The 12,813-nt window shown below is 72.1% G+C and carries 9 protein-coding genes and 1 riboswitch; of the genes, 8 read left to right on the top strand and 1 reads right to left on the bottom strand.

Annotated features, from left to right (window positions below):
- Positions 1 to 269 precede the first annotated feature (269 nt).
- Entirely contained in the window at positions 270 to 3,800 is a 3,531-nt protein-coding gene (gene mfd, locus AB0G59_RS06990; RefSeq protein ID WP_360908856.1) for a transcription-repair coupling factor, read from the top strand.
- A 22-nt stretch (positions 3,801 to 3,822) separates the two neighbouring features.
- Here mfd and AB0G59_RS06985 read toward each other — a convergent pair whose 3' ends face one another.
- Positions 3,823 to 5,274: a DUF2079 domain-containing protein gene (locus AB0G59_RS06985; protein ID WP_360908854.1), complete on the bottom strand. Its 1,452-nt coding sequence runs from the start codon at positions 5,272 to 5,274 to the stop codon at positions 3,823 to 3,825.
- A gap of 231 nt (positions 5,275 to 5,505) precedes the next feature.
- Between AB0G59_RS06985 and AB0G59_RS06980 the strand changes: the two genes are divergently transcribed.
- From AB0G59_RS06980 to eno, 7 genes are all read left to right on the top strand, one after another.
- Positions 5,506 to 6,126 carry a SurA N-terminal domain-containing protein gene (locus AB0G59_RS06980; protein WP_360908851.1) on the top strand — a complete coding sequence of 207 codons (621 nt, stop codon included), beginning with the start codon at positions 5,506 to 5,508 and terminating at the stop codon, positions 6,124 to 6,126.
- Positions 6,127 to 6,159: 33 nt separating this feature from the next.
- On the top strand, positions 6,160 to 7,149 hold the full coding sequence (locus AB0G59_RS06975) for a nucleoside triphosphate pyrophosphohydrolase (protein ID WP_360908849.1): 990 nt from the start codon (positions 6,160 to 6,162) through the stop codon (positions 7,147 to 7,149).
- Between the two features lie 64 nt (positions 7,150 to 7,213).
- A complete protein-coding gene (locus tag AB0G59_RS06970) occupies positions 7,214 to 7,648 on the top strand; it encodes a DUF6479 family protein (protein ID WP_360908847.1) in 435 nt (144 codons plus the stop codon).
- Positions 7,649 to 7,693: 45 nt separating this feature from the next.
- Positions 7,694 to 8,941, top strand: coding sequence for a cytochrome P450 (locus AB0G59_RS06965; protein ID WP_360909339.1), 1,248 nt, complete (start codon positions 7,694 to 7,696; stop codon positions 8,939 to 8,941).
- Positions 8,942 to 9,106: 165 nt separating this feature from the next.
- Positions 9,107 to 10,072 (top strand): transglycosylase family protein, encoded by a 966-nt coding sequence (locus tag AB0G59_RS06960; RefSeq protein ID WP_360908845.1) that lies wholly within the window; start codon positions 9,107 to 9,109, stop codon positions 10,070 to 10,072.
- Positions 10,073 to 10,366: 294 nt separating this feature from the next.
- Positions 10,367 to 10,516, top strand: a riboswitch (cyclic di-AMP (ydaO/yuaA leader).
- Positions 10,517 to 10,520: 4 nt separating this feature from the next.
- Positions 10,521 to 11,279: a transglycosylase family protein gene (locus AB0G59_RS06955; protein WP_360908843.1), complete on the top strand. Its 759-nt coding sequence runs from the start codon at positions 10,521 to 10,523 to the stop codon at positions 11,277 to 11,279.
- Positions 11,280 to 11,505: 226 nt separating this feature from the next.
- Positions 11,506 to 12,786 carry a phosphopyruvate hydratase gene (gene eno, locus AB0G59_RS06950; RefSeq protein ID WP_071965323.1) on the top strand — a complete coding sequence of 427 codons (1,281 nt, stop codon included), beginning with the start codon at positions 11,506 to 11,508 and terminating at the stop codon, positions 12,784 to 12,786.
- Positions 12,787 to 12,813: the final 27 nt, after the last annotated feature.

Genomic DNA, 12,813 nt, shown 5'->3' with positions numbered 1-12,813 from the left:
TTTCCGGCCCGGACGCGACACGGGGGTGCGCGTCCGGGCCGGTTCGCCCGTGCGGCCCGGTGGTGGGTTTGTGCCCACCCGTTCCGCCCTGCGGAACGATTGCCCACAAACCGGGGGTCGGGACCGGCGGTGCCGAACCGCCCCGTCCCGCCCCGCGCAGCGGCCCGGCGGGTGTCGGTCCACCGTCGTAGGCTGGAGGCCCCCGGCTCGGCCCTGACAGTCCGTGTCGGGCCGTTCGCGTTGTCCACCCCCGGGACGGAAAAGCCTTCATGAGCCTGCACGGTCTGCTCGACGCCGTCGTCAACGATCCGGCGCTCGCCGAAGCGGTGAGGGCCGCGGGCGACGGCAACCGGCCGCACGTCGACCTGGTCGGCCCGCCCGCCGCGCGGCCCTTCGCCATCGCCGCGCTCGCCCGCGGCGCCGAGCGGCCCGTGCTCGCCGTGACCGCCACCGGCCGCGAGGCCGAGGACCTGGCGGCCGCGCTGCGCTCCCTGCTCCCGGCCGACGGCGTCGTCGACTACCCGTCGTGGGAGACCCTGCCGCACGAGCGGCTCTCGCCGCGCTCCGACACCGTCGGACGGCGCCTGGCCGTGCTGCGCCGGCTGGCGCACCCCAGCAAGGACGACCCGGCGGCCGGCCCCGTCTCCGTCGTGGTGGCACCCATCCGCTCCGTACTGCAGCCGCAGGTCAAGGGCCTGGGCGACCTCGAGCCCGTCAGCCTGCGCAGCGGGCAGAGCGCCGACCTGGGCGAGGTCACCGAGGCGCTGGCGGCGGCCGCGTACGCCCGGGTCGAACTGGTCGAGAAGCGCGGCGAGTTCGCGGTGCGCGGTGGCATCCTCGATGTGTTCCCGCCGACCGAGGAACACCCGCTGCGGATCGAGTTCTGGGGCGACGACGTCGAGGAGATCCGCTACTTCAAGGTGGCCGACCAGCGGTCCCTGGAGGTCTCCGAGCACGGCCTGTGGGCCCCGCCCTGCCGCGAGCTGCTGCTGACCGACTCCGTCCGGGAGCGCGCGGCGGCCCTGGCCGAGGACCACCCCGAGCTCGGCGAGCTGCTCGGCAAGATCGCCGAGGGCATCGCGGTCGAGGGCATGGAGTCCCTGGCCCCCGTCCTGGTGGACGACATGGAGCTGCTGCTGGACGTGCTGCCGGCCGGCAGCATGGCCGTCGTGTGCGACCCGGAGCGGGTACGGACCAGGGCCGCCGACCTCGTCGCCACGAGCCAGGAGTTCCTGCAGGCGTCCTGGGCCGCCTCCGCCGGCGGCGGCGAGGCGCCCATCGACGTGGACGCCGCCTCCCTGTGGGGCATCGCCGACGTCCGCGACCGCGCCCGCGAGCTCGGCATGATGTGGTGGTCGGTCAGCCCCTTCGCCGCCGGCGAGGACCTCGACGGCGACACCCTCACCCTCGGCATGCACGCCCCCGAGACCTACCGTGGCGACACCGCCCGCGCCCTGGCCGACACCAAGGGCTGGGTGGCCGACGGCTGGCGCACCGTCTTCCTCACCGAGGGCCACGGCCCCGCGGCCCGTACGGTCGAGGTGCTCGGCGGCGAGGGCATCCCCGCCCGCCTCGACGCGGACCTGCCGCAGCTGTCCCCGTCCGTCGTGCACGTCTCCTGCGCGAGCCTCGACAACGGCTTCGTCGACCCCGTGCAGAAGATCGCGGTGCTGACGGAGTCCGACCTCACCGGCCAGAAGTCCGCCAGCAAGGACCTGGGCCGGATGCCGGTCCGGCGCCGCAAGACCATCGACCCGCTGACCCTGCAGGCCGGCGACTACATCGTCCACGAGCAGCACGGCGTGGGCCGCTACATCGAGATGGTCCAGCGCACCGTCCAGGGCGCCACCCGCGAGTACCTGCTGGTGGAGTACGCCCCGGCCAAGCGCGGACAGCCCGGCGACCGCCTCTACATCCCCACCGACCAGCTGGAGCAGGTCACCAAGTACGTCGGTGGCGAGGCGCCCACCCTGCACCGCCTCGGCGGCGCGGACTGGACGAAGACCAAGGCGCGCGCGAAGAAGGCCGTCAAGGAGATCGCCGCCGACCTGATCAAGCTGTACTCCGCGCGCATGGCCGCCCCCGGCCACTCCTTCGGCTCGGACACCCCCTGGCAGCGGGAGCTGGAGGACGCCTTCCCCTACGCGGAGACGCCCGACCAGCTCACCACGATCGCCGAGGTCAAGGAGGACATGGAGAAGTCCGTCCCCATGGACCGCCTGGTCTGCGGCGACGTCGGCTACGGCAAGACGGAGATCGCGGTCCGTGCGGCCTTCAAGGCGGTGCAGGACGGCAAGCAGGTGGCGGTGCTGGTGCCCACCACGCTCCTCGTCCAGCAGCACTTCGGCACGTTCTCCGAGCGGTACTCCCAGTTCCCGGTCGTGACGAGGGCGCTGTCCCGCTTCCAGACCGACACCGAGGCCAAGGCCGTGCTGGAGGGCCTGCGCGACGGCTCCGTCGACATCGTCATCGGCACCCACCGCCTGTTCTCCTCCGAGACCAAGTTCAAGGACCTGGGCCTGGTCATCGTCGACGAGGAGCAGCGCTTCGGCGTCGAGCACAAGGAGCAGCTGAAGAAGCTGCGCGCCAACGTGGACGTGCTGACGATGTCCGCCACGCCCATCCCCCGTACGCTCGAGATGGCCGTGACCGGCATCCGTGAGATGTCGACGATCACCACGCCGCCGGAGGAGCGCCACCCGGTGCTGACCTTCGTCGGGCCGTACGACCAGAAGCAGATCGGCGCCGCGATCCGCCGCGAGCTGCTGCGCGAGGGCCAGGTCTTCTACATCCACAACCGGGTGGAGTCCATCGACCGGGCGGCGGCGAAGCTGCGCGAGATCGTGCCCGAGGCGCGGATCGCCACGGCGCACGGCCAGATGGGCGAGTCGGCGCTGGAGCAGGTCGTCGTCGACTTCTGGGAGAAGAAGTTCGACGTGCTGGTCTCGACGACGATCGTCGAGTCGGGCATCGACATCTCCAACGCCAACACCCTCATCGTCGAGCGCGGCGACAACTTCGGCCTCTCCCAGCTGCACCAGCTGCGCGGCCGGGTGGGCCGCAGCCGCGAGCGCGGCTACGCCTACTTCCTCTACCCGCCGGAGAAGCCGCTCACCGAGACCGCCCACGAGCGCCTCGCCACGATCGCCCAGCACACGGAGATGGGCGCGGGCATGTACGTGGCGATGAAGGACCTGGAGATCCGCGGCGCGGGCAATCTGCTCGGCGGCGAGCAGTCCGGGCACATCGCGGGCGTCGGCTTCGACCTCTACATCCGCATGGTCGGCGAGGCGGTGGCCGACTACCGCGCGTCCGTCGAGGGCGGCGGGGAGGAGGCGGAGGCCCCGCTCGAGGTCAAGATCGAGCTGCCGGTCGACGCGCACGTCCCCCACGACTACGCGCCGGGCGAGCGGCTGCGCCTGCAGGCCTACCGCGCCATCGCCTCCGCGAGCAGCGAGGAGGACATCAAGGCCGTCCGCGAGGAGCTCACCGACCGCTACGGCAAGCTGCCGGAGCCGGTGGAGAACCTCCTGCTGGTCGCGGGCCTGCGCATGCTCGCCCGCTCCTGCGGCGTCAGCGACATCACCCTGCAGGGTTCCAACGTCCGCTTCGGCCCGGTGGACCTGCGCGAGTCCCAGGAGCTGCGCCTCAAGCGCCTCCACCCGCGCACGGTCATGAAGCCGGCGACCCAGCAGATCCTGGTCCCCCGCCCGGCGACCCGCCCCATCGGCGGCAAGCCCCTGGTCGGCCGGGAACTGCTGGCCTGGACGGGGGAGTTCCTGACGACGATCCTCGGCTGACCGGGGGCAGGGCGGCGGGGGGCTAGCGCACCCGCTTGAGCACCGCGTGCCCGCCGCCGCTGCCCAGTACGGCGTACGTCGCGCCGGGGTGCAGCCGCTGTCCTTCGCCGGCCAGGTCCTGCGGGGTCCTGCCGTCGGTCAGGCGCAGGGCGATGTAGTCGGGGACGACGCCGCGGGTGTCGCCTATCCAGAAGACGCGGCAGCGGCTCACGAGGCGGCTTATCGGGGCGATGTCGGCCTCGACGGTGGCGTCGTCGGGGATGAGGTCCAGGAGGCGCTCGGTGTCCTTGACGCTCTGCGGGACGCGATAGGTCTCCGGCAGGGTCAGGCCGTACAGGGGCAGGGACGCGGTGAGTGCGAGGGCCGCGGCGGCGACGGCGGCCGGCAGGTGGTGGGCGTACGAGCGCAGCCACGGGCGGGGGCTGCGGCGGGAGCGGGCGAGGGCGTCGGCCAGGGCGATGAAGAGGACGGGCATCAGGACGGCGCTGTAGTGCCAGTCGGTGCCCCAGTAGTGGTCGTCGTGGGAGACGAAGCGCCAGCCCAGGGTCGGCAGGGCGACCAGCAGCACCGGTGAGCGCAGGGCCAGCAGTCCGGTGGTGGGCAGCAGGGTCCACGCCAGGGTGCGCAGCGCGGTGTCGACGGGGATGACGGGGGCGGGGCCGTCGCCGCCGCTGAGCTTGTTCCAGTAGTCGTAGCCGCCGCCGCTGTTGAAGCCGGGGATGATCACGCCGAGGGCCAGGGCGGCGCCGGCGAGCCCGAAGGCCACCAGGCCGGCCGCCCAGGCCGTCGCCCCCCGGGTGCGCTCGGTGCCGCGCAGCCGCAGCAGCATCAGGACGCCGATGGCCGCGGCCGTGACGCCCAGGTCCTCCTTGACCAGCACCAGGGGCGCGGCCCACAGCGCGGCGGTCCGCCAGCGGCCGCGTACGACGGCCTCCAGGGAGAAGGCCAGCAGCGGCATGGCGAAGGCGATCTCGTGGAAGTCGAAGTCGACGGCCCGCTGGACGCCCCAGGACAGCCCGTAGGCGAGGGCGACGGCCAGTCCCCGGCGGCGGCCGAGGAGGTGTGCGGCGAGCCGGGCGACCGGCACGGCGGACAGGGCGAAGAGCGCGGCCTGGACGACGAGGAGCGTCACCGGGGTGGGGAAGACGCGGTAGAGGGGGGCGATCAGCGCGGTGACGGGGCTGAAGTGGTCCCCGAGGATGTTGGTGCCGGGGCCCTTGAGGTCGGCTATGGGGGTCTGGAGCCGGGAGTAGGCCCGTATGGCCTGTTCGAAGATGCCCAGGTCCCACGACATGGTCAGCATCCGCCGGTGCCGGCAGACGGAGAGCGTGGTGTAGAGGAGGAAGAGGACGCCGCCCACCCAGTACGGGTCCAGTCGCGGTGCGCGCAGCCGGGCGCCGCGGGCGCCCCGTGCGGGCGCGGTCTCGGCCCTGCTCCTGTCCTGTGCCGCGACGGGGGCGGTGGCCGAGTCCATGGGCGGGTCCTCCTCGGGCTGATTTGCGGGGGTCGGTCTGAAGTATGCGTCCTCGGCCGTGATCGTTACGACGCCCCCCTCGGTCCCGGCGGCGGGGGCGCGCATCCCGACGCCCCGCGAATCGTTGGCCGAATCAGTGGCCTGGGCCACGCCGACTCCCTACCATCGATCAACGCCGGACCATCGATCGACCCCGCACCTGTTTGCCAGCGATCTCTGCCGGGAGGCTTCATGATCCGCCGCAGGACAGCGCTCTCCTTCTCCGCCGCCACCGTGCTCGTCGCGGCGCCCCTGCTCACCGGCTGCGGGTCCACACCGCATCCGGGTGCGGCGGCGGTCGTGGGCAAGGAGCGGATCACCGTCTCGCAGCTGCAGAGTCAGGTGGCGGACGTGCGCGAGGCGCAGCGGTCCTCGCCGGAGGGGGCGCAGTTGCTGGCGGGCAGTGCGCAGCTGGGCCAGGACACGCTGGTCCGGCTGATCCAGTACCGGATCATCGAGCAGGCCGGCCGGGACAACGGCGTGGAGGTCACCCGCCGGGAGCTGCAGGAGCGGCGCGGGCAGGTCGAGCGGGTGCTCGGCGGTGCCGACGCCGTCGAGGAGCGTTTCCTGGCGGCCGGCATCGCGCCGGGCCAGATCGACCGGGAGCTGTCGGTCGGCCTGGTCCGCTCCAAGCTGGAGGACAAGCTCGGCAAGGCCCGCACGGGCGAGGTGCTGATGAAGACCTCCGACTCCCTGCGCGTGGACGTCAATCCCCGCTACGGCACGTGGGACGCCAAGCGCGGTACGGCCCGGGCCGCGCTGGAGCCGTGGCTGCGGCCGGCCGCGGCGCCCGGCGCCGAACAGCCGGCGTGAGCCGGGCGCGTCCGGTCGCCTAGGCTCGGTCGCGTGAACGACCGCGTGAACGACTCCTTTGGCCGCATCGTCCTGCTCACCACCAGCCACCGGGTCGCCCCCGGCCTGCTGTCCTGGCCCGCGTGGCAGACGCTGCGCGGCGCCGGGCGGGTGCTGTGCGCGGACGCCGGCCATCCGCAGCTGCCGTATCTGCGGGAGGCGGGCGTGGAGGTCGAGCACGCCTCGCCGACCGCCCGCGAGCTCGTCGACTACTGCGCGGACGGGCGGCGCACCGCGGTGGTGATCACCTCCGCGGAGGGGGAGTCGGCCCTCACCGACGGCCTGGCCCGGCTGGCGGGCTCCGGCCGCGAGTCGATGCCCGCGCTGGAGCTGCTGCCCGGCTCCTACGACCTGCCCGGCGCCCGGCTGCTGGACGTGGTGCAGGTCATGGACCGGATCCGGCTGGCCTGCCCGTGGAGCGGCATCCGCACCCACCAGGACCTGGCGAAGTACGGCCTGGAGGAGACGTACGAGCTGTTGGAGGCCATCGAGACCGGTGACCGGGAGGCTTTGCGCGAGGAGCTCGGCGACGTCCTGCTGCAGGTCGTCTTCCACGCCCGGATCGCGCAGGACGACGCGGACGAGCCGTTCTCCGTCGACGATGTGGCGGGCACCATCGTCGACAAGCTCATCCACCGCCACCCGCACGTCTTCGGCGAGGAGAGCGCGCGGACGCCGGAGGACGTCAGGGAGCACTGGCTGCGCACCAAGGCCGCCGAGAAGGGCCGCGACTCCGTCACCGAGGGCGTCCCGCTGGGGCAGCCGGCCCTCGCGCTCGCCGCGAAGCTCGCCTCCCGGGCCCGTACCGAGGGCCTGGACGTGGCCCTGCCGGTGGGGGAGGGCGTCGGCTACGAGCTGCTGGCCCTGGCCGTGCGGGCCGAGGCGGCCGGCACCGAGCCGGAGACGGCGCTGCGGGCGGCCGCCCGCACCTACCGGGACGCGATCCTCGCCGCGGAGAGGGCGCGGGGGGAGCAAGGGGAGTAAGGGGCCGCCACCCGTTCGGCCCACGCGCGGTCTTGACACGGCGCGCGGCGGGTACCCGACATCCATGCGCACTGAGCACATGGACCTCGCACTGCCGCACTGGGTCGGCGGCATCGCCCCCTTCATCGTGGGGCTGTGCGTCTGCGCCCTGCTGATCCTGGCCTTCGTGTACGGGCAGCGCTGGCGCGACAGGGAGCCGCCGCCCCCGGCCCAGCCGCAGCGCCGCCAGGGCTCCTGGCAGACGCGGCAGGAGCACGACCGGGGTCCGGCCTCGCCCGACCATGGCCCCGGGCACAACGACGACGAGGAGAGCTCGGTCGGCTACGTCGTCGAGCACCGGGAGTCGGACCAGCTGCAGACCGAGGCCAACGGCGAGCGTGTGCTGCCGCACGAGATCAACAACCCCGGCAGCCACCCCGAGGAGCGCTCGGAGGACCGCAAGAAGTGGGACCCGGGCAGCAGCGGGGCCTTCGGCAGCGGCGGCGGCGGGCACCACTAGCGGGGCCGCGGGTAGCGTCGGGGCGTGCACGACACGAACGACCGTATGCCCACGCCCCCCGCCCCGCCGCTGTTCACCTGGGAATTCGCGGCCGACCCCTACCCGGCGTACGCCTGGCTGCGCGAGCACGCCCCCGTGCACCGCACCGCCCTGCCCAGCGGTGTCGAGGCCTGGCTGGTCACCCGGTACGCCGACGCCCGGCAGGCGCTCGCCGACCAGCGGCTGTCGAAGAACCCCGTGCACCACTCCGAGAGCGCCCACGGCAAGGGCAAGGTCGGCATCCCCGGCGAGCGCAGCGCCAATTTGATGACGCATCTGCTCAACATCGATCCGCCGGACCACACCCGGCTGCGCCGACTGGTCTCCAAGGCGTTCACCCCGCGCCGGGTCGCGGAGTTCGCGCCCCGCGTGCAGGAGCTGACGGATCAGCTCATCGACGCCTTCGCGGAGAGAGGGGAGGCGGACCTCATCCACGAGTTCGCCTTCCCCCTCCCCATCTATGCCATCTGCGACCTGCTCGGGGTGCCGCGCGAGGACCAGGACGACTTCCGGGACTGGGCGGGAATGATGATCCGCCACGGCGGCGGGCCGCGCGGCGGAGTGGCCCGCTCGGTGAAGAAGATGCGGGGCTATCTCACGGAGCTGATCCACCGTAAGCGGGAGGATCTCGGCGAAGACCTCATCTCCGGACTGATCAGGGCGAGTGACCACGGTGAGCACCTCACCGAGGACGAGGCCGCGGCCATGGCCTTCATTCTGCTTTTTGCTGGTTTTGAAACAACTGTGAACCTGATCGGTAACGGAACCTACGCCCTTCTGCGCAATCCCGGGCAGCGCGAGCGCCTCCAGCGCGCCCTGCGCGAGGGCGACGAGAGCCTGCTGGCCACCGGCGTGGAGGAACTGCTGCGCTACGACGGTCCCGTGGAGCTGGCGACCTGGCGGTTCGCCACGCAGGACCTGCCCCTGGGCGGGCAGCGCATCGCCGAGGGCGACCCCGTGCTCGTCGTCCTCGCCGCCGCGGACCGCGACCCCGAGCGGTTCGCCGACCCCGACACCCTTGACCTGGCCCGGCGCGACAACCAGCACCTGGGCTACGGACACGGCATCCACTACTGCCTGGGGGCGCCCCTGGCGCGCCTGGAGGGGCAGGTGGCGCTGGCGACGCTGCTGCGCCGGATGCCCGATCTGCGCCTGGGTGCGGAGCCGGAGGATCTGCGCTGGCGCGGGGGTCTGATCATGCGTGGATTGCGCACTTTGCCCGTCGAGTTCACCCCGGCGCCGCCCGCCGACTGACGCCCTATCAGGCGACGTGACCTTCGCGTGACCTCGGATACACCGGCTTGTGACGACCCGGACCCGTCGCTATGTTCGACGACCACATCAGCCGCCACACGAGAGGGCCACCCCATGCGCTTCGGGAACGGAAGACATCGCCGCCCCCGTCAGATACCCGCCATCGTGCTCGCGGCGGGGGTGACGGGGGCGGGCATCGCGATGCCGCTGATGGCGGCGACCGCGGCGACGGCCGCGGACACGGGCACCTGGGACAAGGTCGCCCAATGCGAGAGCGGCAAGCTGTGGAGCGCCAACACCGGCAACGGATTCTTCGGCGGCCTGCAGCTCACCCAGCAGATGTGGGAGCAGAACGGCGGCATCTCCTACGCGCCGCGCCCGGACCTGGCCAGCAGGTCGCAGCAGATAGCCGTCGCCGAACGGATCCTGGCCGCCGAGGGCCCGGACGCCTGGCGCAGTTGCGCCGTCAAGTCGGGTCTGTCGAAGGACGCTCCGGCGCCCGAGGTGAACCCCGGCCGCATCATCGAGACCCCCGAGCCCGAGGCCACCGGCAAGCCGGCGCCCGAGCGCTCCGCTCCCGCCACGCCGGAGCACAAGACCCCCGCCGACCGCGCGCCCGGCACCAACGAGCCCGCGCCCGACGCGTCCAAGACGCCCGGCAAGCCCACTCCGTCGGACCCCGCCGCGAGCCCGTCCGCGGACCCCTCCACACCTGCGGGCCAGACCCCCGGACAGCCGGACGGCAAGCACCGCAAGGACCCCTCGGCCGAACCCTCCACCGGTCCGGCCGCCCCCTCCGCCACACCCTCGGGCACGCCCACCGACGCCGCGCCCACCGCCCCGCGCACGCCGGGCGACGACGCGAGTGCGGAGCCGGGTACGGGCAAGCACCGCAGCGAGCCGCCGCGTTCGGGCGAGCCGCAGCGCCCCTCGCGCGACGGCGGTGACGCCCGGACGGGCGTACCGGGTGCGACGGACTACACCGTGCAGCCCGGTGACAACCTGTCAGCCATCGCACAGGACCACTCGGTCAACGGTGGTTGGCAGACGATCTATCAGAAGAACGAAAAAGTTGTCGGAACCGATCCGGATCTCATCAAGCCTGGTCAGCGGCTCGATATCCGTCCGTAGCCGGGGGGTTCGGGGCGAATGTCCGTTCCAGTCGAAAGTGAGACATGGGTCTCGTTGGCTTTGGGCTGGACGGAGCTCGTCCGTTCTTCTCAAACCCCCTCTCACCTGCGGAAACAGGAGGTTCCTGTGGGTAACTTCCAGCAACTGTGGCTGAAAAGTGGGGTTTGAACCCGTCGGCCCGCTGTGTTTAACGTCGTCACCGCTCGCCACCGCGAGCACCACGGTCGCTACGCCGAATCCTGCCGGCGGCCGGGGGAGTCGTCGCGCAAGCGCCGTTGGCAGGAGCGGGGGAACCAAGGTAAGGCGCCGGACCGGTCCGACGGCCTCACGGCCGGGGGAGCGGGACGGCTTGGGGTGAAGCCCGGAGCGCAGCCGCGCACCGGGCCGGGCAAACTCACAGCCCGAACCCGACAGCTCACCTCGTAGGCGTCGGTGAGGAAACCGACTTATGTCCAAGGGCAAGCACCGTCGTCCGTCCAAGGCCGTCCGCATCGTCACGCTCGCCGGCGTCGCCGGCGTCGCAGTGGCCGCCCCGCTGATGGTCGCGACCTCCGCCAACGCCGCCTCCGTTTCGACCTGGGACAAGGTCGCCCAGTGCGAGTCCAGCGGCAACTGGGCCATCAACACCGGCAACGGCTACTACGGCGGCCTGCAGTTCTCGCAGTCCTCCTGGAAGGCCGCCGGCGGCACCCAGTACGCCGCGCGCGCCGACCTGGCCACCAAGGCCCAGCAGATCGCCACCGCCGAGCGTCTCCTCGCCATGCAGGGCCCGGGTGCCTGGGGCTGCGCCGGCGCCGGCGGCCTGACCGCCGGTGGCGCGAAGGCCGACGTCGACACCTCCGGCTCCGGCTCCGTGGTGAAGAAGAAGTCCACGAAGTCCTCCTCCTCCGCCGCGGGCGAGACCTCCACCAAGAGCCGCGCCGACCGCGCCGAGCGCCCCTCCGCGCCCAAGCACGCCAAGCCGCAGGCGGAGACCGCCGAGGAGGCCCCGGCCGCCCCGAAGCAGACCGCGCCGAAGCACGCCGCCCCCGCCAAGCCGGTCAAGCAGGGTGACGGCGAGTACGAGGTCAAGGAAGGCGACACCCTCGGCTCCATCGCCGACGCCAAGAAGGTCGACGGCGGCTGGCAGAAGCTCTACGACCGCAACAAGGACATCATCGACAACGCGGACCTGATCTTCCCGGGTCAGAAGCTGCATCTCAGCTGATCACCGGCTGAGCGCCGCGCTCATCCGCGGGACCGCCCCGCTCCGATGCGACTTCCCCCCGAGCCGCATCGGAGCGGGGCTCCGCCGTTTTCCCCGCCCATTCATCCGGTGATCTCGGCTTTTGTGCCATTTTTCGGTCCGGTGGCAGGTCCAAGGGCCGGTGCAGCCTCCGGGGCCCGTTAGGCTCGTGCTGCAGAACTCCAGACACATCACGAAGGAGACCCTCGTGCCGTCCATCGACGTCGTCGTAGCTCGCGAGATCCTCGACTCGCGAGGCAACCCCACGGTCGAGGTCGAGGTCGGCCTCGACGACGGCTCCACGGGCCGTGCCGCCGTGCCGTCCGGCGCCTCCACCGGTGCCTTCGAGGCCATCGAGCTGCGCGACGGTGACCCGAACCGCTACCTGGGCAAGGGCGTCGAGAAGGCGGTTCTCGCCGTCATCGAGCAGATCGGCCCGGAGCTCGTCGGCTACGACGCCACCGAGCAGCGCCTGATCGACCAGGCGATGTTCGACCTGGACGCCACCGACAACAAGGGCTCGCTCGGCGCCAACGCCATCCTGGGCGTCTCCCTGGCCGTCGCGCACGCCGCCTCCGAGGCGTCCGACCTGCCGCTGTTCCGCTACCTCGGCGGCCCGAACGCGCACCTGCTGCCCGTTCCGATGATGAACATCCTCAACGGCGGCTCGCACGCCGACTCCAACGTGGACATCCAGGAGTTCATGATCGCGCCGATCGGCGCGGAGTCCTTCTCCGAGGCCCTGCGCTGGGGCACCGAGGTCTACCACACCCTCAAGAAGGTGCTGAAGGGCCGCGGCCTGTCCACCGGCCTCGGCGACGAGGGCGGCTTCGCCCCGAACCTCGGCTCCAACCGCGAGGCCCTCGACCTCATCCTCGAGGCCATCAAGGAGGCCGGCTACACCCCCGGCCAGGACATCGCGCTGGCGCTCGACGTCGCCGCCTCCGAGTTCTACAAGGACGGCGTCTACACCTTCGAGGGCAAGGACCGCTCCGCCGCCGAGATGACGGAGTACTACGCCGAGCTCGTCGAGGCGTACCCGCTGGTCTCCATCGAGGACCCGCTGTTCGAGGACGACTGGGCCGGCTGGAACACCATCACCGAGAAGCTCGGCGACAAGGTCCAGCTCGTCGGTGACGACCTGTTCGTCACCAACCCCGAGCGCCTGGCCCGCGGCATCGAGGAGAACTCCGCGAACGCCCTGCTGGTCAAGGTCAACCAGATCGGCTCGCTGACCGAGACCCTGGACGCCGTCGAGCTGGCCCAGCGCAACGGCTTCAAGTGCATGATGTCCCACCGCTCCGGCGAGACCGAGGACGTCACCATCGCCGACCTGGCCGTCGCCACCAACTGCGGCCAGATCAAGACCGGCGCCCCGGCCCGCTCCGAGCGCGTCGCCAAGTACAACCAGCTGCTGCGCATCGAGGAGATCCTCGACGACGCCGCGGTGTACGCCGGCCGCAGCGCGTTCCCGCGCTTCAAGGGCTGACCTTCTCGCCAGTCTCCGTACGTCCCC

It is taken from the genome of Streptomyces sp. NPDC021096, assembly GCF_040641275.1.
Classification (GTDB): domain Bacteria; phylum Actinomycetota; class Actinomycetes; order Streptomycetales; family Streptomycetaceae; genus Streptomyces.
The sequence above is the reverse complement of the archived record's forward strand: the minus strand, read 5'-3'. Positions and strand labels throughout refer to the sequence as shown.